21 protein-coding genes are annotated in these 25,110 nt (G+C 68.5%); 9 read left to right on the forward strand and 12 right to left on the reverse strand.

Going from position 1 to position 25,110, the window contains the following annotated elements; translation table 11 throughout:
- Positions 1-36 precede the first annotated feature (36 nt).
- Both EV147_RS13200 and EV147_RS13205 read right to left on the reverse strand, forming a co-directional pair.
- On the reverse strand, positions 37-1,290 hold the full coding sequence (locus EV147_RS13200; RefSeq protein WP_130391622.1) for a M20/M25/M40 family metallo-hydrolase: 1,254 nt from the start codon (positions 1,288-1,290) through the stop codon (positions 37-39).
- Positions 1,291-1,377: 87 nt separating this feature from the next.
- Positions 1,378-2,109: a BON domain-containing protein gene (locus EV147_RS13205; RefSeq protein ID WP_130391623.1), complete on the reverse strand. Its 732-nt coding sequence runs from the start codon at positions 2,107-2,109 to the stop codon at positions 1,378-1,380.
- Between the two features lie 394 nt (positions 2,110-2,503).
- Here EV147_RS13205 and EV147_RS13210 point away from each other — a divergent pair, with 394 nt between their 5' ends.
- From EV147_RS13210 to EV147_RS13235, 6 genes are all read left to right on the forward strand, one after another.
- The gene (locus EV147_RS13210) at positions 2,504-3,001 is read left to right on the forward strand and encodes a Csu type fimbrial protein (RefSeq protein ID WP_130391624.1); all 498 of its coding nucleotides are present in this window, start codon (positions 2,504-2,506) and stop codon (positions 2,999-3,001) included.
- Positions 3,001-3,774, forward strand: a complete 774-nt coding sequence (locus tag EV147_RS13215) for a fimbrial biogenesis chaperone (protein WP_130391625.1) — start codon at positions 3,001-3,003, stop codon at positions 3,772-3,774. Before EV147_RS13210 ends, EV147_RS13215 begins: the two co-directional genes overlap by 1 nt.
- Positions 3,775-3,779: 5 nt before the next feature.
- The gene (locus EV147_RS13220) at positions 3,780-6,101 is read left to right on the forward strand and encodes a fimbria/pilus outer membrane usher protein (protein ID WP_198680236.1); all 2,322 of its coding nucleotides are present in this window, start codon (positions 3,780-3,782) and stop codon (positions 6,099-6,101) included.
- Positions 6,098-7,072 carry a Csu type fimbrial protein gene (locus tag EV147_RS13225; RefSeq protein ID WP_235844721.1) on the forward strand — a complete coding sequence of 325 codons (975 nt, stop codon included), beginning with the start codon at positions 6,098-6,100 and terminating at the stop codon, positions 7,070-7,072. Before EV147_RS13220 ends, EV147_RS13225 begins: the two co-directional genes overlap by 4 nt.
- Before the next feature lie 84 nt (positions 7,073-7,156).
- Positions 7,157-7,876: an SOS response-associated peptidase gene (locus tag EV147_RS13230; RefSeq protein ID WP_130391627.1), complete on the forward strand. Its 720-nt coding sequence runs from the start codon at positions 7,157-7,159 to the stop codon at positions 7,874-7,876.
- A 419-nt stretch (positions 7,877-8,295) separates the two neighbouring features.
- The gene (locus tag EV147_RS13235; RefSeq protein ID WP_130391628.1) at positions 8,296-9,378 is read left to right on the forward strand and encodes a calcium:proton antiporter; all 1,083 of its coding nucleotides are present in this window, start codon (positions 8,296-8,298) and stop codon (positions 9,376-9,378) included.
- A 64-nt stretch (positions 9,379-9,442) separates the two neighbouring features.
- Here EV147_RS13235 and EV147_RS13240 read toward each other — a convergent pair whose 3' ends face one another.
- Positions 9,443-10,408 (reverse strand): tripartite tricarboxylate transporter substrate binding protein, encoded by a 966-nt coding sequence (locus EV147_RS13240; RefSeq protein ID WP_130391629.1) that lies wholly within the window; start codon positions 10,406-10,408, stop codon positions 9,443-9,445.
- 78 nt (positions 10,409-10,486) lie between these two features.
- Positions 10,487-11,605 carry a muconate/chloromuconate family cycloisomerase gene (locus tag EV147_RS13245; RefSeq protein ID WP_130391630.1) on the reverse strand — a complete coding sequence of 373 codons (1,119 nt, stop codon included), beginning with the start codon at positions 11,603-11,605 and terminating at the stop codon, positions 10,487-10,489.
- 102 nt (positions 11,606-11,707) lie between these two features.
- On the opposite strand from EV147_RS13245, the gene EV147_RS13250 reads away from it, so the two are divergent.
- Positions 11,708-12,592, forward strand: a complete 885-nt coding sequence (locus tag EV147_RS13250; protein WP_130391631.1) for a LysR family transcriptional regulator — start codon at positions 11,708-11,710, stop codon at positions 12,590-12,592.
- A gap of 4 nt (positions 12,593-12,596) precedes the next feature.
- Here the strand turns inward: EV147_RS13250 and EV147_RS13255 are convergent, their stop codons facing one another.
- From EV147_RS13255 to EV147_RS13270, 4 genes are all read right to left on the reverse strand, one after another.
- Positions 12,597-13,751, reverse strand: coding sequence for an OpgC domain-containing protein (locus tag EV147_RS13255; RefSeq protein ID WP_130391632.1), 1,155 nt, complete (start codon positions 13,749-13,751; stop codon positions 12,597-12,599).
- A gap of 123 nt (positions 13,752-13,874) precedes the next feature.
- Entirely contained in the window at positions 13,875-14,447 is a 573-nt protein-coding gene (locus EV147_RS13260) for a TetR/AcrR family transcriptional regulator (RefSeq protein WP_130391633.1), read from the reverse strand.
- Positions 14,448-14,533: 86 nt separating this feature from the next.
- Positions 14,534-15,940: a dihydrolipoyl dehydrogenase gene (locus EV147_RS13265; protein ID WP_130391634.1), complete on the reverse strand. Its 1,407-nt coding sequence runs from the start codon at positions 15,938-15,940 to the stop codon at positions 14,534-14,536.
- Between the two features lie 215 nt (positions 15,941-16,155).
- Positions 16,156-16,887 carry a glutathione peroxidase gene (locus EV147_RS13270; RefSeq protein WP_130391635.1) on the reverse strand — a complete coding sequence of 244 codons (732 nt, stop codon included), beginning with the start codon at positions 16,885-16,887 and terminating at the stop codon, positions 16,156-16,158.
- Between the two features lie 227 nt (positions 16,888-17,114).
- Between EV147_RS13270 and EV147_RS13275 the strand changes: the two genes are divergently transcribed.
- Positions 17,115-18,863, forward strand: coding sequence for a dipeptidase (locus tag EV147_RS13275; RefSeq protein ID WP_130391636.1), 1,749 nt, complete (start codon positions 17,115-17,117; stop codon positions 18,861-18,863).
- A gap of 46 nt (positions 18,864-18,909) precedes the next feature.
- On the opposite strand, the gene EV147_RS13280 is transcribed toward EV147_RS13275, so the two are convergent.
- The 4 genes from EV147_RS13280 to EV147_RS13295 form a co-directional block, all read right to left on the reverse strand.
- Complete coding sequence (locus EV147_RS13280; RefSeq protein WP_130391637.1) at positions 18,910-19,389, reverse strand: nuclear transport factor 2 family protein; 480 nt, start codon at positions 19,387-19,389, stop codon at positions 18,910-18,912.
- Positions 19,390-19,521: 132 nt separating this feature from the next.
- Complete coding sequence (locus EV147_RS13285) at positions 19,522-20,598, reverse strand: alpha/beta fold hydrolase (protein WP_130391638.1); 1,077 nt, start codon at positions 20,596-20,598, stop codon at positions 19,522-19,524.
- A 312-nt stretch (positions 20,599-20,910) separates the two neighbouring features.
- Positions 20,911-21,204 (reverse strand): hypothetical protein, encoded by a 294-nt coding sequence (locus EV147_RS13290; RefSeq protein WP_130391639.1) that lies wholly within the window; start codon positions 21,202-21,204, stop codon positions 20,911-20,913.
- Between the two features lie 255 nt (positions 21,205-21,459).
- Complete coding sequence (locus EV147_RS13295) at positions 21,460-23,226, reverse strand: FAD-dependent oxidoreductase (protein WP_130391640.1); 1,767 nt, start codon at positions 23,224-23,226, stop codon at positions 21,460-21,462.
- Between the two features lie 338 nt (positions 23,227-23,564).
- On the opposite strand from EV147_RS13295, the gene EV147_RS13300 reads away from it, so the two are divergent.
- A complete protein-coding gene (locus EV147_RS13300; RefSeq protein WP_130391641.1) occupies positions 23,565-25,082 on the forward strand; it encodes an acetyl-CoA hydrolase/transferase family protein in 1,518 nt (505 codons plus the stop codon).
- The last annotated feature ends 28 nt before the right edge of the window (positions 25,083-25,110 follow it).

A 25,110-nucleotide genomic window follows, 5' to 3' on the forward strand; every position in this document is an offset into this window, starting at 1 on the left:
CCAGCCAGCCGCGATAGCCGCGATAGCGATAGCCGCCTACCGCTTCCCGATCTCCTGCAGCATCCGCGTCATCAGGTACAGCCTCGGCACGATAGAGTCCAGTTCCACATACTCGTCGCGGGCGTGATAGCCAAACCCTGACAGCCCGAAGCTCTCCAGCACCACGGCCTTGCCCGAGCGGCCGGCGAAGCCGGCGTCGGTGCCGCCGCCCGTGCCGGGGATCAGGATCAGCGGGCGGCCGTCGAGTTCGGCGTAGATCTTCTGCGCCTGGGCGGCCAGTTCCTTCGAGCGGGCGTCGGCCACGTAGGCCGGCCGGCCTTCCTCCATCGTCACCGTGGTCTGCGTATCGGGCACCAGGTGGCCGGCGTGGACCTTCTCCTGCAGCGCGGCCTGCAGCTTCTGCGCCGCGCCGCTGACGGTAATGCGCACATCGCCCACCGCACTGGCGGTCTCGGGAATCTGGTTCAGCGGCCCGTCGGCCTTGGCGCGTGTCCAGTTCAACTGCGAGCCGGGCACTGATTTGGCCAGGTCGCGCGTCTGCTGCATCTGGTAGGCCAGTTCCATCAGCGCGTTGCGGCCCAGGTCGGGCGCGGCGCCGGCATGCGAGGCGCGGCCCTTGACCTGCATCGTCGCCGTGGCGGTGCCGGCGGCGGCCAGCAGCAGCGATTCGGACTTGGCGACGGATTTGGCCACGTTGGGCTCGCATGACAGCACCACGTCGTGCTGTTCGGCTAGCCTGGCAATCAGTTCGCCCGAGCCGCCCGAGCCAATTTCCTCGTCCGGATTGAACAGCACCGTGATCTGGGCGTAGTCCTTCCATCCCTGCGCCTTGAGGATCTCCAGCGCGTGCAGGATCACCGCGATGCCGCCCTTGTCATCGGCGATGCCGGGACCATACAGCCGGTTGCCGTCCTCGCGGATCGGCTGGGTGGCCAGGATGCCATCCGGATAGACCGTGTCGAGGTGAGCGATCAGCATGATCCGGGCGCGGCCCGTGCCCTGCAGCGTGGCCCTGACCATCGGCGCCGCGCTGGTGGACATCGGCGGACGCTCCACGCGTGCCCCCAGCGCCTGCAGCCGCTTCGCGGTGTATTCCGCCATGCGGTTCAGGCCCGCGATATTGGCGCTGCCCGATTCGATCGACACCATGTCCTTGAGCGACTGCACCACCGCGGGCTGGGCGTTGCGGGCGGCATCGAGCAGTGCGGCGTCGGGGCCGGCGGCCAGTGCTGCCCCGCAGGACAGGGCCGCGGCGGCGGCAAGCGCCAGCTGGCGGACAAAAAACGGCATGGTGTCTCCTTGTTGGTATGGGACCTCCAATGTAGCGCCTGCGCCATTCGGGGGGAAGTGGGCAGGCGCGGACACCATGCCGTGGCCCTAGCTGCTCAGGGCGATGTGGTTGATCACGTTTTCCACGCCGTGCACGTACCAGGCATCGCGCTCCACCTGCCTGCGCGCGCCGTCGCTCGACGCATAGCCGTCGAGCATCACCACGCGGCCCTCGGTACGGATGCGGATGCGCGACGCATCCACGAACGGGTCCGTTTCGAGCACCAGTTGCAGCGCCTCGCTCAGTTCCTCGTCGCTGTCGGCCTCGGCCGGCGCAATCACGATGTCGTTGACCACGCAGCGGCAGCCGCGTGTCCACCACGCCAGCACGCCAGCCAGGCGCATATGGGACAGGCTGATGACCTGCCCGCTCAGCATCACCGTGCCCTCGTGCACCGCGACCTCGATCCAGCCGGCGCGCTCGCCCACCGCCTCGCGCACGGGCTCCAGCTGACCCTTGACCTTCGCGCAGATCTTGCAATTGCGGAAATCGATGGCGTTCAGCAGCCGCTCGCAGACCGCCGTGCGCAGGTCGCCGTCGCCCACCGCCGGTCCGCCATTGGCAATGCGCAGGTGGTCGATCACGGTACTCACGCCGTCCACGCGGCGCAGCTGCGCCGCGGCCCGGGTCTTGTCGACGATGTCGGCCACCTCGCCTTCGAGGATCAGTGCCCCGTCTGACAGCCGCAGGTGGATCGTGGGATGGAGTTGATGGCCCTGATATGGCACACGCGCCAACGCGGCTCGCGCCTGCGTCAGCACCGCTTCGCTACTGGACATGATGGTTGTCTCCCCATTGGGTGTGGAGATGGTTGGGAAGCGCGCCCCTGCCTGCAAGCACGCATGGCGCGGGCTCGTTCGCACAGCCCGCCAAGGCATTATAGGAAGCCGCCGGCCAACGTCGCCTCGCGGCCTCGCGCCGCTTCCGTGCGTTTGCGAAAGCTGTTTCAAACGGCTGTCACCAGCCGCCTGGACGATGGCAGGAACGTGCCGCAAGGTTTCCCTCACCGGCCGCAAACGCTTGTCCCGCGCGGGATTGCGCCGGTCTGGCCGTCTTTAGCGATGTTTATGTCACACGCGCGTATGCATTAAGCGCCGTTGAACATCGTAAGAATGCATGCCGAGTGACGCAGTGATCGCTACCATCGGCGTCATGGCTGTCATGGAGCCCGGTATGACGACCCGCTTCCGCAAAGGACTTTCCCTCGCGCTGTTTGCCTCGCTGCTCACGCCAACCTGGCTCGGCGCGGCCACCAAGACCACGACGTTCGCGGTGCGGCTCACGCTGACCGCCGACTGCAACATCGCCGCCAGCGATCTCGATTTCGGGTCGCAGGGGGTGCTGGCCGCCAACGTCGACCAGACCTCGACGCTCTCGGTCACCTGCAGCACCAGCGCGCCCTACCAGGTGGGGCTCGACGGCGGCAACGCCGCCGGCAGCACCATCGCCAACCGCCTGATGACCAACGCCGGCGCGGCCACGGTGCAATACCAGATCTACCGCGACAGCAACCGCACGCAGGTCTGGGGCAACACCCCCGGCACCGACACCGTGGGCGGCACCGGCAGCGGCGCGGCCCAGACGCTGACGATGTATGGCCGCGTGCCGCCGCAGACCACGCCGGCCGCGGGCACCTACACGACCACGGTCACCGCCACCATCAACTTCTGATGCGCCGCCGCGCCTCCGGGCGGCGGCGGGCATGGCCAGTCCGGGCCGCGGCAACGCTGGCCCTGCTGGGCTGCTGCCTGCCGGCATCCGCCACCTCGCTGCAGATCTCGCCCGTGCGCGTGGACCTGCCCGCCGGCCCCGGCGCCGCCGCGCTCACGCTGCGCAACACCGCCGACACCCCGATCCATGCGCAGGTGCGCGTGTTCCGCTGGACGCAGGCCGATGGCGCCGACGTGCTGGCGCCAGCCGATGACGTCGTGGCCAGTCCGCCCATCGTGCAGATCGGCGGCCAGGCCGAGCAGATGATCCGCGTGGTGCGGCCTGGCAAGGCCGGGACGCCGGGCGAGACCGCCTACCGCCTGCTGATCGACGAACTGCCCCGCCGCGATGCGCCCGTGGACCAGTCCGGCGTACGCGTGCAGCTGCGCTACTCGGTGCCGGTCTTTGCCGGCACGCCGACCGAGGCGCCGCCGCCGGCGCTGGCGCTGACGCTGTGGCGCGACGGCAGCGAGTGGTGGCTCGGCATGCGCAACGGCGGCACGCGCCACGCGCGCGTGAGTGACGCCGCGCTCGTCAACGGCGCCCAGCGCGTGCCGCTGACAGCCGGCCTGCTCGGCTACGCGCTGCCCGGCGCGCTGCGTGTCTGGAAGGTGCGCGTGCCGCCCGGCTTCACCCCGGCCGCCGGCCTGCGGCTCGACACCGCGATCAACGGCGAGCCACAGTCGCTGCCGGTGCCGAACGTGCTATCGGGCCGGCCAGACGCGGGCACATGACATGCATGGCGGCCCGCTCCCCCCTCTCACGCGCCATGCCGCGCCGCCTGGTGCTGGCGCTCTCCGCGCTGACCGCCGCACTGGCGACCAGCGCGCTCCATGCGCAGGGGATCGGCAAGGTACTCGGCCACACCGCGTACCTGGAGGTCATGGTCAATGGCGAGTCCACCGGAAGCGTCGCCCGCTTCGCCGACCGCGACGGCAAACTGCTGACGCCGCTCGACGAACTGCGCGACCTGGGCCTGCGCGCGGACCCCGCGCTGGCCGACGCCCAGGGCATGGTGCCGCTGGACCGCCTGCCCGGCGTGGCCTACAGCTATGAGCCGGCCATGCAGCGCGTCTACCTGACCGTCGACGATACCCAACGCATGCCCACCCAGCTTGGCGCGCGCAGCCGCGTGCGGCCGCCGGTCACGCCCGGACGCGGCTTCGTGCTGAACTACGAGGCCTATGGCCAGCCCGATTCGGGCCAGGACCTCGGCCTCTGGAGCGAGCAGCGCTTCTTCCATCCGGGCGGGGTCTTCAGCAACACGGGCGTGGCGTCGTTCTACGGGCGCGATACCCGCTACGTGCGGCTCGACACCAACTGGAGCCATGCCGATCCCACGGGCATGCAGTCGGTGCTGGTGGGTGACATGATTACCGGCGCCCTGCCCTGGTCGCGCCCGGTGCGCCTGGGCGGGTTCCAGTGGCGCCGCAACTTCGGGCTGCGGCCCGACCTGATCACCTACCCGCTGCCGGCGCTGGCCGGCTCGGCCGCCGTGCCCGGCGCGGTCGACCTCTACATCAACAACGTGCGGCAGTATTCCGGACAGGTACCCACCGGTCCGTTCGTGATCAACAACGCGCCGGCGCTGAGCGGGGCCGGCCAGGCCACCATCGTCGTGCGCGATGCGCTGGGCCGCGATATCAGCACCACGGTGCCGCTCTACGTGGATGCCCGCCTGCTGGCGGCCGGGCTGTTCGACTACTCGGTGGAGGTGGGCTTCCTGCGCAGCCAGTACGGCGTGGATTCGTTCCGCTACGATTCGGCGCCGGCCGCCAATGGCTCGGTGCGCTATGGCGTCAACGACACGCTGACCGTCGAGGGCCATGCCGAAGCCTCGCGCGGCGTGGGTATCGCGGGCGGCGGAGTGCTGTTCAAGCTGCCGGCCACCGGCGTGCTGAACCTGTCGGGCAGCGTCAGTGCCTCGGGCGGCAACCAGCTCGGCCTTGGCTACCAGTGGCGCACGCCCCGGTTCAGCATCGACCTGCAGGGTACGCGCACGTTCGGCAGCTACACAGACCTGGCGGCCCGCTCGGGAGCGCCGATGCCCAATGCGCTGTATCGCGCCACGGTCTCGGTGCCGGTGCGGCGCAACGGCAATATCGCCGCCAGCTACGTCGATCTCTCCGACCCCGTGTACGGCGCGGCGCGCATCGGCTCGCTGGCGTGGACCTCGCAGTGGAGCCGGCGCGTGTCGATGACGGCCAGCGCCTACCGCGATTTCGCGGCCGGGTCGTCGTACGGCGCCACGCTGACGCTGACCTTCCTGATCGACAGCGACACCACGGCCTCCGCCACGGTGGGCCGCGACGACGGCCAGCCGACCATGATCGGCACCGTGAGCCATGCCACGCCGTACGAGGGCGGCTGGGGCTGGCAGTTGGGCGGCCAGAAGGGTGCCGGCACATGGCGCGGCTTCGCACAGGCCAACTTCCGGGGCCGCTATGGCGACGCCTACGGCGCGGTGCAGGACCTGCAGGGGCGCGTCAGCACGCAGTTCGGCGCCAGCGGCTCGCTGGTGGCCATGGACGGCACGGTCATGGCGGGCCGGCGCATCGACCAGAGCTTCGCGCTGGTGTCCACGGGCGGCGTGGCGGACCTGCCCGTGCTCGTGGAGAACCGCCGCATCGGCAATACCAACGCCAGCGGCCACATCCTCGTGCCGAACCTGCTGCCCTACGACGCCAACCGCATCGAGATCGACGCGCTGGCGCTGCCGGTCAACACGCGCCTCAGCTCCACGCGGCTGTCGATCGCCCCGGCGCTGCAGTCCGGCGCGCTGGCCGCGTTCTCGATCGAGTCGTATCGCGGCGGACAGGTGGTGCTGGTGGATGCCGAGGGCCAGCCGCTGCCGGCCGGCACGGTCGTCATCCACCTCGAAAGCGGCACCCGCACCGTGGTGGGCTACGACGGCCTGGCGTTCTTCGAATCGCTGAACGACCAGAACACGTTCCACGCCGAGACCGCCGATGGCGTCTGCACGGCCCGCCTGCACTACGCTGCCACCGCGGACGCGCTGCCCCGGCTCGGCCCGGTGCCCTGCCAGGCCGCCGCGCCATGATGCGCGCCGCGCTGGTCCCGCCCGGCCTGCTTGCCTTGCTGGCCCTGCTGACCTTCAGCCCGGCCGCCCGCGCGGTCTGCACGGCCACGGCGCCGTCGATGGCGTTCGGCAACTACAGCCCGGTCAGCGGCAGCCCGGCCGATGTGCAGGGCACGATCACGGTGTCCTGCACGGGCCTGGCCGTATCGGTGCGCGTGCGGGCCTGCATCAACATCGGCACCGGCGCGGCCGGAACCACCGTGGTGCCGCGCGTGATGGCCAACGGCGCCCAGACGCTGAACTTCAACATCTACGCGAACAGCGACCGCTCGCAGGTCTGGGGCTCGCGCAGCACGGGCGCCTCGGCGCCGCCGGTGATGCTCGACTTCGGCGCGCTGCTCGGCAATGGCTCGGCCACCGCCAATTACTATGGCCGGGTGCTGGCCAACCAGACCGGCGCGCGCGCCGGCACCTACACCTCGCAGTTCACGGGCCTGAACGCCCAGGTCACCTACCTCGAATACCTGCTGCTGCCGCCCGACTGCAGCCAGATCACCGGCAACGCCATCCCCATCACCTTCACCGCCAGCGCCACCGTGGTAGCCGACTGCAACATCACCGCCACGCCGCTCGATTTCGGCTCGGTGGGGCTGCTGACCGCCAACCGCGATGCCACGAGCCAGATCACCGTGCAGTGCACCAGCGGCGCGCCGTATTCCATTGCGCTCAACGCGGGTACCGGCAATGGCGCGAACGTGGCGAGCCGGCGCATGACGCGTACCGGCGGCGGCAACCAGACCGTCAGCTACCAGTTGTTTTCCGACTCGAATCGCACGGTGCCGTGGGGCGACGGCTCGCGCGGCACCTCCACGGTGGCCCGCCCCGGCCTGGGCACCGCGGAGACGCTCACGGTCTACGGCCGCGTGCCGCCGCAGACCACGCCCCAACCGGGCGCCTACACCGATACGGTGACGGCCACCATCACCTACTGAGCCGGGTGGGCGCGCAGATTCCGGTTGACCGCCCCGGCCGGCTGCCGCGACGATAGCGGAACGATCCCCCGGCACCCGCCCGCCATGTGTACCAACTACGCCCCCATCCAGCTGCGCATCCTGCGCGAGATCTTCGGCGTCGAGCCGCCTCCGGGCGTCTACCCCGAGGAAACCTGGCCCGACTATGCCGCGCCCATCATCCGTGGCGGCGCCGACGGGCTGCGCGATGCCGCGCTGGCCACGTTCGGCATGGTGCCGCGCCAGCGCACCCCGCCCGGCGCGCGGCGCTACGACACCACCAACGCGCGCAGCGAGACCGTGGGCCAGAAGCCCACCTTTGCCCCGGCATGGCGCCAGGGCCAGCTCTGCCTCGTGCCGGCGAGCGCCTTCTACGAATACGCCTATCCCGAAGGCGGCACGCCCGAGCGGCCGGGCAAGGCCGAGCGCTGGAAAATCTGGCTGCCCGACGCGCCCGCGTTCGGCATCGCCGGCCTGTGGCGCGCATGGCCCGACCAGTCGCTCTCGTTCACGATGCTGACGGTCAACGCGGCCTCGCACCCGGTGTTGAACAGGATGCACCGGCCCGGCGACGAGAAGCGCTCGGTGGTCATCGTGCCGCCGGACGAGTGGGATGCGTGGCTCCAGACCCGTGATCCCGAGGTGGCACGCAGCTTCCTGAAGCTGTTTCCGGCCAGTGCGATGCGGGCCGAGCCCGCGCCGATCGTCCGGGCGCCCCGCGCGAAGCCTCCCGCCGCCCCCGCCAAACCAGCCGAAGACGACGACATCCAGCCTTCGTTGTTCTGACCGGGCACGCGGACCCCCCGTTCGGGTGATTCGAGCGCCCCTCCGAGAGAGGGTGTCCGCCGCTGGCTTCGCCGCCCATACTGACCGGCCACCGGCCATCAGAGCCGAAACCTCGGGGTCAGAACAATGAATGCAGTCTCTTTCGTCGGATACTTTGTTGCATTTCTGATTGTCATCATCGTCGCCGCGCGCTGGATCGCCCGGCACCACCCGGCACTGCGCGACCTCGATCCGGCCCCGCCGCCACGGCCCGCCGAACCCGGTGCGCCGGCCGCCAGCCCGCCGCGGCGGGACTGAAGCGGCAAAACTTCGCCCCGCCGGGAACTGCGGCCCCATCCCATTGCCTGACTCTGTTGCGCCCGCGCCATGCGGCGCGCGCGCCCGCGCCCGCGGGTGCCAATAACAAGGAATCAAGAGCAATGGCAACTTCCAACAAGCTGCCAGCCTGGACCATCTGGTCCCCGCTGGCCGCCTGGGTCGCATTCGGCCTGGGTATTCTTCTGACGGATCAGGGATGGACCGTAGCGGTGATGGCCGCCGCACTGGCCGGCGCGGTGTTTGCCGCGGTGCACCATGCCGAGGTTGTCGCCCACAAGGTCGGCGAGCCGTTCGGCACACTGGTGCTGGCGATTGCCGTGACCGTGATCGAGGTGGCCCTGATCGTCTCGGTGATGCTGTCCTCGGGCCCCGAAAAAGCCGGCCTGGCGCGCGACACCGTGTTTGCCGCCGTGATGATCATCTGCAACGGCATCGTCGGCCTGTGCCTGTTCGTGGGCGCGCTGCATCACCGCGAGCAGGCGTTCCAGGCGCCGGGCGCCAATGCCGCCATGGCGATCCTGGTCACGCTGCTCGGCCTGACGATGATCCTGCCCAACTTCACCAGCACCACGCCGGGCCCGGTGCTGTCATCGTCGCAACTGATCTTCGCGGGCGTGATGTCGCTGGTGCTCTACGGCTGCTTCGTGTTCGTGCAGACCGTGCGCCACCGCGACTACTTCCTCGTGGAAGGCAGCCGCGACGAGAACGTGCACGCGCCGCCGCCGCCGACGAAGGTGGCCGCCGCCAGCGCGATTCTGCTGATCGTCTGCCTGGTGGCGGTGGTGGCGCTGGCCAAGCTGCTGTCGCCGTTCGTGGAGCGTGCCGTGTTCGACGCCGGCCTGCCGCCGGCCGTGGTGGGCGTGGTGATCGCCGCGCTGGTGCTCTTGCCCGAGGGGCTCGCGGCCCTGCGCGCCGCCCGTGCCGACCGCATCCAGACCAGCCTGAACCTGGCGCTGGGCTCCGCGCTGGCCAGTATCGGCCTGACCATCCCCACCGTGGCCGCCGTCTTCGTGTTCCTGGGCCGCCCGCTGGAACTGGGCCTCGGCGCCAAGGAAATGCTGCTGCTGTTCCTGACGATGACCGTCGCGGCGCTCACGCTGGGCATGGGCCGCACGACGATCCTGCAGGGCGTGGTGCACCTGGTGATTTTTGCGGCGTATCTGTTCCTGACCGTGGTGCCTTGAGTTTCTGACTCCCGCCGGGCTTGGCTCCCCTCTCCCACAACGCGGCAGAGGGGAGCCACCACACTCAATCCCCGCGTATCCCTTTCTCGCGGATCAGCGTTCCCCACTTAGCCGTTTCTTTCGCCAGATGGTCCTTCAACTGGGCCGGCGTGCTGCCGATCGGCTCCGCGCCGATGCCGGCCAGCTTCTGCTGCACCGCCGGCTTCTTCAGCGCTTCCACCATCGCGCGGTTCAGCGTGTCGATCACCGGCTGCGGCGTCCTTGCGGGCACGAAGGCGGCGAACCACGGCGACAACTCATAGCCGGGCACACCGGCCTCGGCCACCGTGGGCACGTTCGGCAGCGCCGTCGAGCGCTTGCTGGTGGTCACGGCAATCGGCGTGAGCTTGCCGCTGTCGATATGGGGCTTGGCCGAGGTGATGCTGTCGAACATGTAGTCGACCTGCCCGCCCAGCAGGTCGGTGATGGCCGGGCCCGAGCCCTTGTACGGAATATGGAGCAGGTCCACCTGCGCCATCGACGTGAACAGTTCGCCGGCCAGATGGATCGACGTACCGTTGCCGGCCGACGCGTAGGTGTACTTGCCCGGCTTCGCCCTGGCGCTGGCGATCACCTCGGCCACGGTCCTGGCGGGCGTCCTGGCCTTGTTGGCGACCAGCACGTTCGGCACCACGGCCAGCAGCGAGACCGGCGCGAAATCCTTGAGCGGATCGTAGGCCAGCTTGCCGTACAGCGCCGGGTTCACGGCCATGCCGTTGGCCACGATGATCATGGTGTAGCCATCGGCCGGCGCGCGGGCCACGAGTTCGGCGCCGATGTTGCCGCCGGCCCCGGGCCGGTTCTCGACGACGATGGCCTGGCCCAGCGTCTTCGCCATGTCCTCGCCCAGCGTGCGCGCGATGTTGTCCATCGCGCCGCCCGCCGGGAACGGCACGACCCAGCGGATCGGGTGGTCGGGGTACGCGGCGTGGGCCGGCGCGGCGGCGAGCAGTGCGGCGGCCATGGCCAGTGTCGGCAGCAGGGTTTTCATGTTGTCTCCGTGGTCTTTTCGATGCTTTGGGCGTTGGGCGTTGGGCGTCCTGGGTGTCCCGGGTGTCCTGGCCCGGGCTCAGGCGCGGCGATAGTGCGCGAGCTTGTCTTCGTCGATGCCGAGCCCCAGCCCGGGGCCTTGCGGCAGGTGCAGCGCAAAGTCGCGGTACACGGGCCGTTCGGTCACGATGTCGTCCTTCACCAGCAGCGGGCCGAACAGTTCGGTGCCCCACGCCAGTTGCGGCAGCGTGCAGAAGCCATGCGCGGCGGCGATGGTGCCCACGGCGCCTTCCAGCATCGTGCCGCCATAGAGCGCGATGCCGGCCGCCTCGCCCACGGCAGCGGTGCGCAGCATGCCGAAAATGCCGCCCGACTTGGCGATCTTCAGCGCGAACACGTCGGCGGCGCCCAGCCGCGCCAGTTCCATCGCATCCGCCGGGCCGGCCACGGACTCGTCAGCCATGATCGGCACCACGAAACGCTGGGCCAGGCGGGCCAGCGCGGCGGGATGGTCGCGCGGCGTGGGTTGCTCGATCAGGTCGATGCCCGCCGCTTCGAGCATGGCGATGCCCGGGGCGGCGTCGGCCTCGTGCCACGCCTGGTTGACGTCCACGGTCACGCGGGCCCGGTCGCCCAGCGCACGCTTGATGGCCGCAACATGCGCCACGTCGTCGCGCACGCTGCGGCGGCCGATCTTGAGCTTGAACGTGTTGTGGCGGCGCTCGGCCAGCAGGCGCTCGGCCTCCTCGATATCGCGTGCCGTGTCGCCGCTGGCCAGTGTCCAGAGCACCGGCAGCGTGTCGCGCACGGCGCCACCCAGCAGCGTGGCCAGAGGCACGCCCAGGCGCTTGCCCTGCCCGTCGAGCATGGCGGTCTCCAGCGCCGACTTCGCAAAACGGTTGCCGCGCGCCACCTTGTTGAGCCGCGCCATCGCGCCGTGCACATTGGTGGCGTCCTGGCCCACCAGCGCCGGCGCCAGATAGGTATCGATCGTCAGCTTGATGCCTTCCGGGCTCTCGTCGCCATAGGACAGCCCGCCTATCGTCGTCGCTTCGCCGATGCCCTCCACGCCGTCGCTGCAGCGCATCCGCACGATGACCAGCGTCTGCTGCTGCATCGTGGCCATCGCCAGCTGATGGGCCCGGATCGTGGGCAGGTCCACCAGAATGGCCTCAATGGAAGAAATCGTCGCGGTCATACCTTTTCCATGCGGATTCATTGTGAAACCGAGTATGGCCGTTGACGTGGCGGGTGTCCAAGACCGAAGATGTCTCGATTGATACCCGTAAGGTATGGAACCATGGAACTCCGGCATTTGCGCTACTTCCAGGCCGTGGCGCAGGAACTCAACGTGACACGGGCTGCCGAGAAGCTGCATATGGCGCAACCGCCGCTTTCGCGCCAGATCCGGCAGTTCGAGGAAGAAATCGGCGTGGCGCTGTTCGACCGGGTCGGGCGCGGGCTGCGGCTGACCGAAGCGGGCCGCTTCCTGCTGGAGCAGTCGCTGCAACTGACCCAGCGGCTGGAAGAGACGCTGGAAGGCACGCGGCGCATTGGCCGCAACGAGAAGCGCTGGTTCGGCATCGGCTTCGTGCCATCGGTGCTGTACGGCGTACTGCCCGGCCTGATCCGCGAGTTGCGCGGCGATGACAGCGGCGTCGAAGTGGGGCTGACGGAGATGATCACCGTCCAGCAGCTCGACGCACTGAAGTCCGGCCGGATCGACCTGGCCTTCGGCCGGCTGCGCTTCAGTGACCCGGCCATCGTCCAGCAGGTGGTGATGGCCGAGCCGCTGGTGGCCGCGATGCCGGCTGCGGCGCCGTCCCCGGCAGGGCCGTTCGATGCCGGTACGCTGGCGCGGCAACCGCTGATCCTCTACCCCGCCCGCCCCCGGCCAAGCTATGCCGACCACGTGCTGGCGCTGTTCCGGGCGCAGGGGTTGCAGCCGCGGATCGTACAGGAGGCCAATGAGCTGCAGACGGCGCTGGGGCTGGTGGCGGCGGGCCTGGGGATGACACTCGTGCCGGCCTCGGTGCAGCGCCTGCATCGGGACGATGTGCGCTATGTGCCGGTGCAAGCACCGGGCTTTGTCTCGCCGGTGATCATGAGTTACCGGGCCGGCGACACCTCGGCCCAACTGGCGCGGGCCATCGCCTGGGTCCGCACGCGTACGGAGGCGCCCTGACCGCTCAGGCGGAAACGATCTTCGGCTTGGCGCGCGCGGCAACCTTGCGCGCCTCCTTGCGGCGCCCGTACCAGCCGCCGGCCAGCAGCAGCACGGCCACGGCCACGATGTCGCCGGTCAGCGCCACCGGCCGGGTGGGGCGGCCGCCCGCGAAGCCGTAGGTCAGCCCCTCGATGCCGACCGACACCACGGCGCCCAGCACGAAGCAGAACAGGCTGTGGCGCCCGATCTGCACCACCGGGCCCATGAAGCTGGCCATGCGCCCGATCCATCCCGCGCGCACCGCCAGGTAGACCAGCCATGCCAGCCCCAGGAAGCTGACCACGCGCAGCGCCGCCAGGCTCTGCTTGGGCAGCGGGAAGACCATGGTCGGCACCCACGCCGGCAGCCATGCCTCGTAGACATGCGGCCGCATCCACAGGTAGGCCGCCGCCATGCATACCAGTGCCACCACCACCGCGCCAGCGGTAAAGGCGCGGCGCACGATGGTCTGCTGCGGCAGGATGAAATCGGGACGCAGCCGCGCCAGCAGGCCCATGGCGAACATCAACTGCCACGCAAACGGATTGAAGCTCCAGCCGCGCGGCTCGCTGCTGGGCAGGAACGGCAGCAGCGACGGCGACATCAGCCACAGCGCCACGCTGCCGCAGATGAACGCCAGCGGCTGAGCCCGCGCCCAGCGGATGGCCAGCGGCGCCACGCCGATGAAGACGGCGTACATCGGCAAGACATCGGACACGAACGGCTGGCGCACCAGCCCCACCACCTGCAGCACGGTGGCCAGCGGCTGGGCCATGAAGTCGAGCGCCTCGGTGGCGCGCACGGCCGGCGCCGGCACCTTGCACAGCGCCAGGACAAAGCCGAACAGCAGCATCAGCACGCCGGTCAGCACGAAGGTCTTGTAGATCTCCCAGCTGCGGCGGCGCAGGCGCTTGCGCGCGGCGCTGGCACCGTCGCGCGCTTCCATCGCCAGATAGGCGGCGCCGGCCGAATAGCCGGCCAGGAAGACGAACACCTCGGCGGCGTCGAACAGCTGGAAATTTCGGATCGTATAGTCGGCCAGCACACTGCCGTTGACGTGATCGACCACGATGAAGAGCAGCGCGATGCCGCGAATCAGGTCGATCTCGGTGCGCCGGGCGTTGTTGACTGCATTCACAAGGGCATCCCGAACATCGCCGGCAGCACGATAGCGGCCGCCGGCAACTGACGGTCAGCATCTTACCGTGACATCAGGGTTTACCTTGTAGCGCTGTGTTTCAGCGCGTTACGCCACCGGGTATCAGGCGGCGCAGGCAGCATGCAGGCGCGCCAAAGTGCGCCGTCCGGCATCCACGATCGTCGTGTCGTGTGTGGTTTGCGCGCGAACGATCATGCCTTCGATGCAGAGGATGGCCTCGGCAGCCACCGCTGCCGGATCGGCGAGACCCAGTTCTGCGGCGATCGCGGCGACAAAATCTTCCAGCGCCGCCTTGTGCGAGACCGCCTGCGCCATCAGGCGGGGATCGTCCGGCGCGCCGGAGCCGGTTTCGGCCACCATATTGATGAACGCGCAGCCCCGGAAGTCTTCGGTGCCGAACCATTCGCCAAGCGTATCGGCAATCACATCAAGGTTCGCCGTCTCCGCCAGCCGGCCGCGCACACCCGTCTCGAACCACGCCATCCATTGATCATGCCGGCGCTGCAGGTATTCGAAGATCAGATCGTTCTTGGACGGAAAGTGCCGATACAACGACATCTTGGCTACGCCGGACTCGGCGATGATGCGGTCGATGCCGGTCGCCCGGTAACCCTGGCGGTAGAACAGCCGGGCGGCAGTATCGAGAATGCGGTCGCGGGCGGAGAGCGTGCTCATTGGCGTGAAAGGATGTTGTCTCCGGGATTATAGGAGACAGGTCTGTATTGTTGGGACATTGCCCCGCTGCGGATTTGCTCCCTGCCTCAAGCCGCCTCGTCCAACTGCACCAGCTTGGCCTCGGCATCCCGCAGCGCCGTCCGCAAACCCTCTTCCACCACCGGGTGGTAGTAAGGCATGGCCAGCATCTGCGCGATGGTCAGGTCCTGCTGATACGCCCAGGCCAGCAGATGCGCGATGTTCTCGGCGCGCGGACCCAGCCACTCGGCGCCCAGGAAGCGGCCCGTGGCGCGGTCGGCGTAGACGTGCATCAGTCCCTTGTTCTTCAGCATCACCCGGCTGCGGCCCTGGTCTTCGAAGCTGACCTCGCCGGTCACGAAGCTGCCCGGCGTCAGGTCGGCGAAGCGCTTGCCGACCATGGCGATCTGCGGGTCCGAGAACACCACGGCGATCGGTGCACGGCGCGTCAGGGCGCGCACGTCGGGCCAGCGCGCCGCGCTCTCGCCGGCGATGCGGCCTTCATCGGCCGCCTCGTGCAGCAGCGGCAGCACGTTGTTGGCATCGCCGGCGATGAACACGGGCGCGTCGCCACACTGCAGCGTCACCGGATCGAACTCGGGCACGCCACGCGCGTCGAGTTTCAGCGCGGTGTTGTCGATGGCCAGGTTGTCCACGTTGGGCCGGCGGCCCGTGGCGGCCAGCACGTACTCGAAGCGCTCGGTCGCCACGTTGCCGCTCGGCGTCTCGAACGAGATCACGGCCTCGTCGCCTTCCCGGCGCATATCGGTCACGGTGGCATCCGGCTGCAGCGGGAACTCGGCGTTGAAGGCTTCCGCGGCATATTCGCGGATTTCCGGATCAGTCAGCGGACCCACGCCGCCGCCCACGCCGAACACGCGCACCCGCACCCCCAGCCGCGACAGCGCCTGGCCCAGTTCCAGCCCGATCACGCCGGGACCGAACACGGCCACGCTGCGCGGCAGGTCTTGCCACGAGAACACGTCGTCGTTGATGACCAGGCGGTCGCCGAACACCCCGAACGCCGCCGGCACGGCCGGACGCGAGCCGGTGGCAATCACCACGCGGCTGGCGCGCACTTCGGTATGCTCGCCCACCTGCAGCATCGTGTTGTCGATGAACCGGGCGAAGCCCCGCAGGCGGTCGGCCTCGGGAATGTTCTCCACGCCACGGACCACGAAGCCCACGAAGCGGTCGCGCTCGCTGCGCACCCGCTGCATCACCGCGCGGCCGTCGATCCGCACCGGGCCGTCCACATGCACGCCGAACGCCGCCGTATGGCGCGCCTCGTGCGCCGTCTCGGCCGCGGCGATCAGCAGCTTCGACGGCATGCAGCCCACGCGGGCACACGTGGTGCCATACTCGCCGCCCTCGATGATCACGGCGCGCTTGCCGGCGGCGATGGCCGCCCGGTATGCCGCGAGCCCTGCGGTGCCTGCTCCAATCACTGCCACGTCGGTCTGAATCGTCTTCATGATGCGTTTCCTGGGTAATGCCTGCTTTCAGTGGTCTGCACTGACCAATCGGCGGATGGGATGGCACCGGGCAGGCTTGCGGCAAGCCGGTGCCATCGGGTCCGGCGACTGCCGGCCCGTGACCGCCTCGCGCCGGGGCGCGAGGGAGCTGCGGGGGAAAAGGTGCCCAGGACACCGGTCGGGGGAACCGGGCCCGGGCGGGGGATCGTTGCGGATCAGGCGGCCAGGTACTGCTCCAGCGCCTCGGCGCCACCGACCAGCTTGCCGTTGATGAACACCTGCGGCGCGGTCATGCTGCCGGCCATGGCGCCCAGCACCTTGCCGCGGATCTTGTTGTCGAGCGGCACGTCGATGTACTCGAAGCCCTTGTCCGACAGCAACTGCTTGGCCTTGGCGCAGTGCGAGCAACCGACCTTCGAGAACACGACCACCTGGTCCGGACGCTTTGCGTCCGGGGCGATGTAGTTCAGCATCGTGTCGGCGTCCGAGACCTTGAACGGGTCGCCCGGCTCTTCCGGCTCGATGAACATCTTGTCGACCACGCCGTCCCGGACCAGCATCGAATAGCGCCAGCTGCGCTTGCCGAAGCCCAGGTCGGCCTTGTCCACGAGCATGCCCATGCCGTCGGTGAACTCACCGTTGCCGTCCGGAATCATCACGATGTTCTCGGACTCCTGGTCCTTGGCCCACTCGTTCATCACGAAGGTGTCGTTGACCGACACGCACAGGATGGTGTCCACGCCGGCGGCACGGAAGGCCGGGGCCAGTTCGTTGTAGCGCGGCAGGTGGGTCGACGAACAGGTGGGGGTGAAGGCGCCCGGCAGCGAGAACAGCGCAACGGTCTTGCCGTGGAACAGATCGGCCGTGGTCACGTCCTTCCACTCGTTGTTTTCACGAACGCGGAAAGTGACATTGGGGACGCGTTGGCCTTCACGGTTTTGCAGCATGGGTATGACTCCTGAGGGTGGGTGTGTGCCACGTGTGGTGGCGATGGAGTGCATTCTCCCGGCCGGCATGTGATTTGTACAATTCATCGTTTCAACCATCTCGATTGGTAATTACTATTATCGATGGACGAAATACGATTGTTCTTTTCTATCGGGTGAGCTTGGAGCGACGCCCGGCCATCGCTATCATTCCCGGCACATCAAAAAGACGAAGGGACAACCATCCGATGACCCGCCTGACCGTAGCGCTGCCCGTGGCCACCCCGCTGGCCGCCCTCCTTGCCGCCGCCCTGCTTGCCGCCGGCATCCCCGGCGCGCTGGCCGCTCCGCTGGCCAAACCGGCGCTGGACCAGCTCGTGGCGCGCACCACCGCCAACCCGCCAGCCAGCTTCACCGCCTTCCTGGACGCCGCCGCCAAGGCCGATCCGACGCTGGCCCCGGCCGTACGCGCCTACCGCGCCAGAAAGCCGCTCCAGGGCGACGACCTCGTGAACATCGGCCGGCTGCTGGGCGTCTACAACCGCGTGCACAACCACCAGGCCGTGCTCGACAGCATCACCGAGATGGTGGCGCTGCGCACCGTGCGCGACGAGAAGGTGCCGCAGCACGAGAACCCGGCGATCGTCGACTTCGGCAAGGTCGTGGAGCGCATGGCGAAGGATTTCGGCCTGCAGTACCGCAATGTCGACAACCGCGTGTTCGAGGTGACGCTGCCCGGCCAGGGCAAGGAGACGTTCGGCATCCTGACGCACGCCGACGTGGTGCCCGTGGTGGCCGACGAGTGGGTGCTCGACGATGGCACGAAGCTCGACCCGTTCAAGGTCACGCGCGTGGGCGACTACCTCTACGGGCGCGGCACGATCGACGACAAGGGATCGATTGCCGCCGCGCTCTACGCGATGAAGACCGTGCGCGAGAGCGGCGTACCGCTGGCGCGCTCGATCCGGCTGATGATCGAAACCACCGAGGAGACCGGCGGCGACGGCATGAAGTACTACCGCGACAAGACCGCGCTGCCCGAGTACAACATCGTGCTCGACAGCAAGTACCCGGCCGTGGTGGCCGAGAAGGGTTCGGGCGCGCTGACGGTGCGCTTTCCGGTGCAGGCGACCGACGGCAAGCTGCCAGCCATCGTCGCCATGGCCGGCGCCGCGTCGGCCAACGCCATCCCGCAGACCGCCACGGCGCGCATCACGGGCGGCGATCCCGCCGCCACCGCCGCGGCACTGGACAAGGCCCGCGCCGGATTCATCGCGCAGCACGCGGCGCAAGGCAAGTTCACCATCGACATTGCCCGCAACGGCGACGCCGTCGACGTCAAGGTCACGGGCTCGTCGGCGCACGGCTCGCGCCCCGAGGAAGGCGTGAACCCGGTACCCCGCCTGGCGCTGTTCCTGCAGGGCGCCGGCGTGCAGTTCGCCGACAACGCCTATGCGCACGCCATCCGCTACCTGACTGACCTGTATGGCACCGGCTACCTCGGCGAAAAGCTCGAGGTGGGCTACCGCGACGATTTCATGGGCCCGCTGACGATCTCCCCGACGCTGATCCGCGAGCGCAACGGCAAGCTGGAAGTCACGGCCAACGTGCGCATGCCGCGCGGTTCCACGCCCGACGCACTGCGCGCGAAGATCGCCGCGCGCGTGCAGGCGTGGGCGGCCAGCACCCACACCACGCTGGAGATCCAGCACGACCAGGGCGACTGGATGGCCCGCGACCCCAAGGGCGCGTGGCTCTCGACGCTGCTGAACGTCTACGGCGACACCACGGGCCTCGAAGCCAAACCCGTGCCCACCGCCGGCAGCACCACGGCCAAGCTGATGCCCAACGCCATCAACTTCGGCCCGGCCATGCCCGGCAAGAAGTACACCGCGCACAACGCCAGGGAGTACAAGGAAGTCTCCGACCTGAACCTCGACATGCAGATGTTCACGGAGATGCTGGTACGGGTGGGGAATCTGAAGGCGATGCAGTAAGGGCTTCTTGCTCCCCTCTCCCGCTTGCGGGAGAGGGGAAAAATTCCTACAGCCCCAGTTCGCTCAGCCCCGGATGATCGTCCGGGCGCCGTCCCAGCGGCCAGTGGAACTTGCGGTCCGCCTCCTTGATCGGCGCGTCGTTGATACACGCAAAGCGCCGCTGCATCAGCCCGTTCTCGTCGAACTCCCAGTTCTCGTTGCCATACGACCGGTACCAGTTGCCGGAGTCGTCGTGCCACTCGTAGGCGAAGCGCACCGCGATGCGGTTGCCGTCGTGCGCCCACAACTCCTTGATCAGCCGGTAATCGAGTTCCTTCTGCCATTTGCGGGTCAGGAACGCCACGATGTGCTCGCGGCCGTTGACGAACTCGGCGCGGTTGCGCCAGGCGCTGTCCACGGTGTAGGCCAGCGCCACGCGGGCCGGATCGCGCGAGTTCCAGCCGTCCTCGGCGCCGCGCACCTTGGCGGCGGCGGTCTCGGCGGTGAACGGCGGGAAGGGAGGACGGGATTCGGTCTGATTCGACATGCAGGCTCTCCTTGAGCAGGGAAATTCGAGAAACGACGATATACAGATCTGTCTCATCATTGTTGGTAGACAGACCTGTCTTGTCAAGCACGGAATATAGGAAGAAAAAAGCCGGAAAGCCCGAAAAGCCGCCTAGATATGCTGGCGGTCGAAGCCCGATTCGCGCGCCAGGACGATAGCCTGCGACCGGTTCTCGACTTCGAGTTTCGAGAAGATGCTGGTGATGTGGTTGCGCACGGTTTTCTCGCATAGCCCCAGGTGCGCGGCAATCTGGGCGTTGTCGCGGCCTTGCGCGATCAACACCACGATGTCGCGCTCGCGCCGGGTCAGGGTGCCGAATGCCGGGTCGGCGGCAGGCGCGGGCGCCGGGAGAAAGGCGCGCACCTCGTCGATCCACCGGTCCCAGGCGGGCTCGGCTTCCAGCAGCAGGTGGTTTCCGCTGTCGAGCGGGACGAAATGGGCATTGGGAATCATGCTGGCGATCAGCCGCCCTTCGTCGAACGGCACGCGCGCGTCGCAAACCGCGTGCAGCACGAGCGTGGGGCACGTGACCAGCGGCAGCAGCGCCACCACGTCGATATCGTTGAAGATGCGCATGAAGCGCGCCGCGTTGGACGGCGAGGTGGACACCCGCTCCAGTTCGTTGAACCAGCGGTGCTGCTCGGCCGTGCCACCGGGGATGAACTGGGTCGTGAAAAACTGCCGGAACGCCGGGTTCTCCTGACCCCAGCCGATCTCGGCCAGCCGGATCATCAACTCGGCCTCCTCGCGCATCTCGGGCCCCGGATTGCGCTTGAGCCGGCCGCGCGCATAGCCGCCGTGCAGGATCAGGTGGCTGACCCGCTCCGGATGCGCCACGGCATAGGCCACGGCAATCGACGCGCCCTGCGAGATGCCCAGCAGCGGAAAGCGGTCGACGCCCATGGCATCGACGATGGTTTCCAGGTCGCGCAGCCAGGCATCGAACGAGAGATCGTCCACATGGCGGTCCGACAGGCCGCAGCCGCGTTCGTCGTAGCGGATCAGCGTGTGCTGCGCGGACAGCGCGCACAGCATATGGCTCCAGACCGGGCTGCCGACGTCGAATTCGAGATGGCTCATCCAGTTGGCGGCCTTGACGAGCGGCGGCCCGCTACCGGTGATCGCATACGCCAGACGTACGCGGTCCGGGCTGGTGCAAAGGCGTATCTGCTGCTTGAGCATGGGCATGGCGGCGTCGCGCGCGGGGCAGGAGACGTGCGATGCGGCGTGTCCGCGGCCCTTGGCCGGCCCGGACGCGCCGCGTCCGGTCGGGCCGGGCGACTCACCTATCTTAGACAACGTTCCCCATCGCGCCGACATCGGCGCGCACTCCCGGCTGCGCAAAGTGCGCGAGGCCAGACGCAGGACGCGCGGCGCGCGCCGGATCAGGAACGCCACGGGAAGCCACTCGCCGATCGGAGACGAAAAAACTGCCCGGCACGCCATGCGCACCGGGCAGTTTGCCGTCAGTCAGCCGTCCGGTCCGGGACGGCAGGCCGGTCAGGCCGCGCGGGAGGCGCAGCCGCCCTGCTGGCCCACACTGCGCGCGCCATCGGTGAACGCATCGCGCGGCCCCTGGCGATTGCCGCCATCCACAAAGGCGTCGCGCGGACCCATCCGCATACCTTCGGAATACGAGTCGAAGCTGCCACGCTTGCACACCGACGCGGCGGTGTGCTGGGTGGATGCGCTCGACGGAATGAAAATCTCGCTCCAGGCGCCGGCATGTGCGGCGGTCGACAGCCCGAAGGTCAGTGCGGAAGCGGTGAAGAGGGTCTTTGCTGCGTTCAACATCGTAATTACTCCAACTTGGAACTCCGAAAGAAAGAACGGACGGCGATGGCCGAACCGTGGAGCCAATTGTGGAGATCGACGCGTGCGCGCACATGAGGCGGGAGTCCCGGGTCAGGCCCGGTGACTGGGGAAAACGCGCAGGAATTGGTGGGACGGCGGTCCTGTGCGGGGTTGTTTCATTCTCGGCCCTGTCTCTCACTGCTGGCTTTCTCCCCTCTCCCGCGCGCGGGAGAGGGGAGCCACACCGGCAGGGAATCAGCCGCGGGCTGCGGCCTGGCCGCTGGTCTGCTCCACGCTCGCCAGATACTTGTGGATCTGCGCCACCACCGCCGCGCCCTCGCCCACGGCGGCGGCTACCCGCTTGGTGGACCCCGACCGCACATCGCCGATGGCGAACACCCCCGGGACACTGGTTTCCAGCGTGTAGTCGGCCCGCTCCGTGCACGACTGGTGCGCATCGAAGCCGGTCAGGATGAAGCCCTTGTCGTCGGTGGTCACGTTGCACGAGCGCAGCCATTCCGTATTCGGCGCCGCGCCGATGAACAGGAAAACATGGCGCATCGGCACCGCCACGCACTCGGCCCCCTGGGCGCGCTCCTTGTACCGCACCGTCGACAGCCAGCCCTCGCCTTCCATGGCCGTGATCTGCGCATGCGTGTGCAGGTGCACGTTGTCGAGGCTCCTGAGGCGGTCGATCAGGTAGCGCGACATCGTGGCTTCCAGCCCCTCGCCGCGCACCAGAATGTGCACCTCGGCCGCGTGCGAGGCCAGATACACCGCCGCCTGGCCGGCCGAATTGCCGCCGCCCACCAGCATCGCGTGCTCGTCCTTGCACAGCTTGGCTTCCACGGGCGAGGCCCAGTAGTACACGCCGCGCCCCTCGTAGCGATCCAGCGCGTCGATCTCGGCGCGCCGGTACTGGGCGCCGCTGGCCACCACCACGGTGCGCGTGGCGATGCGCCGGCCGTCGGCCAGTTCCAGTTCGATCGGATTGGCTCCGCAATGGAGCGCCCGCGCCTCCAACGGAATCGCCAGGTGCGCACCGAACTTGAGCGCCTGCACGAACGCGCGCCCGGCCAGCGCCTGCCCCGAGATGCCCGTGGGAAAGCCCAGGTAGTTCTCGATACGCGCGCTGGCGCCAGCCTGGCCGCCCGGCGAGCGGCAATCGAGCACGGCCACCGACAGCCCTTCGGACGCCGCATAGACCGCCGTAGCCAGCCCGGCCGGGCCGGCGCCCACCACGATGACGTCGTAGACATGGCCGGGATCGAATTCCGGCACCAGCCCCAGGCAGCTGGCAAGCTGGCCCTCGTCGGGCGCGCGCAGCACACTGCCGTCCGGACAGATCACCAGCGGGAAATCGCTCTGCGGCGCGTGGCTGAAATCAAGCAGGCAGGTGCAATCTCGCTCGGTCTCGATATCGATCACCCGGTGCGGATGCCCGTTGCGGCGCAGGAACGCCTGCAGCGCCAGCAGCAGCGGCTGGGTGCCCTTGCCGACCAGGATCGGCCCGCCGCCCTGCTCGATCAGCCCGACGCGGCGCAGGATCAGCGCGCGCATGATGCGCTCGCCAAGATCGGCCTCGGCCACCAGCAACGCGCGCAGGCTGTCGGGCGGCACCACCAGGATCGTGCAGTCTTCCAGCGCCTCGGCATCGACCAGCGCCGGTTTGCCGGTGAGCTGGCCCACCTCGGCCAGGAACTGTCCCGGCCCTTCCTCCGTAATGGGTATCCGGTCGCCGAACCCGTCGAGCTGGTCGATCCGCACGCGGCCGGCCAGGATCACATGCATGCCCCGGCCCGTGTCGCCGGTCTGGAAGATCATCTCGCCGGCGCGCCAGGTGCGCACGGTGCCGAAGCGGCGCACCCGCTCGACCTCGGCCGCCGTCAGCGTGGGAAACATCTGGTGGCGGCGCGATTCGAGCTGCGAGTAGGGGGCGTCGAGCGGTGTCTCGACGGGCGCGCCATCGGGCGCCTCGTGGGCATCGGTTTCGGACGACGACATCTGCTGCGCTATGGCCATGCTCCGCTCCCCTTGTCAGACACTGGGCTTGATAGTAATCCGCCCCGGATGAAAACCCCATGACGATTTCAGGATGCGGATGACCGGCCCGCCTGCGCCGCTCTTGCGCGGGATCATGAAGCGGCGGACGGTCTGCGGGTAAGGTTGCGCCTGCGCGTTCGGACCTGTCCGCGCAGCATCTCGGACCATGAAAAAACCGACTGGGTACCAGCGCTTTAAATCATGGTGAGAATTTTAAGCGCTGGCTACACTGTGCCTCGCGCCTGCAAGACGCAACGCCTGCCGCCGGCCTCCGGGCCGTCGCCGGGTCATCAGACAGCCCCCATCCAGGAGACCAGATGTACCGCGATCGCATTCGCCTGCCCGCCCTTCAGGACCGGATCATGTCGGCCGACCAGGCCGCCGCGCTGATCCGGAACGGCATGACGGTGGGCATGAGCGGCTTCACGCGCGCCGGCGACTGCAAGGCCGTGCCCCTGGCGCTGGCACGCCGCGCCGCCGCCGATCCGCTGCAGATCACGCTGATCACGGGCGCCTCGCTGGGCCACGATACCGACCGCATCCTGGCCGAGAGCCATGTCCTGGCGCGCCGCCTGCCGTTCCAGTCCGATTCCACGCTGCGCCGCAAGATCAACGACGGCGAGGTCATGTTCATCGACCAGCATCTGGGCGAGACGGTCGAACAACTGCGCAGCGGGCAGATCGCCCCGGTGGACATCGCCGTGATCGAGGCCGCCGCGATCACCGAATCGGGTGGGATCGTGCCGACCACCTCGGTCGGCAACTCGGCCAGCTTCGCCCGGATGGCGGGCAAGGTCATCGTCGAACTGAACCTGAACATGCCCGTGGGGCTGGAAGGGCTGCACGATATCGCCTTCCCGGTGCAACGCCCGTACCGCCAGCCGATTCCGCTGATCGCGGTGGAACAGCGGATCGGCCTGCCCTACATCCCGGTGGACCCGTCGCGGATTGCCGCGATCGTGATCACCGGCCGCGACGACAGCCCGTCCAACGCCCTGCCGCCCGACGCCGAGACCAGCCAGATCGCCGGCCACCTGAACGCCCTGCTCGAACGCGAAGTGCGTGCCGGACGCCTGTCGCCGTCATTGCAGCCGCTGCAGGCCGGCATCGGCACCATCGCCAACGCGGTGCTGCACGGCCTGGCCGATTCGCCATTCCACGACCTGACCATGTATTCCGAGGTGCTGCAAGACAGCACCATCGCGCTGATCGACGCCGGCAAGCTGCGCTTTGCCTCGGCCTCGTCGATGACCCTGTCCGGACCGGTCTACCACCGCGTGCTGGCTGACATCGAACACTACAAGCGCAAGCTGGTGCTGCGCCCGCAGGAGATCAGCAACCACCCCGAGGTGCTGCGCCGGCTAGGACTCATCACGATCAATACCGCGCTCGAATGCGACATCTACGGCAACGTCAACTCCACGCATGTGGGCGGCACGCACATGATGAACGGCATCGGCGGCTCGGGAGACTTCGCACGCAACGCCCATTTGTCGGTCTTCGTGACGAAGTCGGTGGCCAAGGACGGCAAGATCTCGAGCATCGTGCCGATGGTGTCGCATGTGGACAATAGCGAACATGACGTGGACATCCTTGTCACCGAACACGGCCTGGCCGACCTGCGCGGCCTGGCCCCGCGCGAGCGCGCGCTGCAGGTGATCCAGAACTGCGCCGATCCCGCCTACCGTGACGGCCTGCTCGACTACTACCGCCGCGCCTGCCTGCGCGGCGGCCAGACCCCTCATGTGCTCGAAGAGGCTTTTTCCTGGCATCTGAACTACCGTGACCACGGCAGCATGCTGCCGGCAGCCGCCAACGAGATCCTGGCCGCCTGACCGCCAGCGGCTTCCGCACCCCTCACTC

The sequence above is a fragment of the Cupriavidus agavae genome (assembly GCF_004217045.1).
Lineage (GTDB): Bacteria > Pseudomonadota > Gammaproteobacteria > Burkholderiales > Burkholderiaceae > Cupriavidus > Cupriavidus agavae.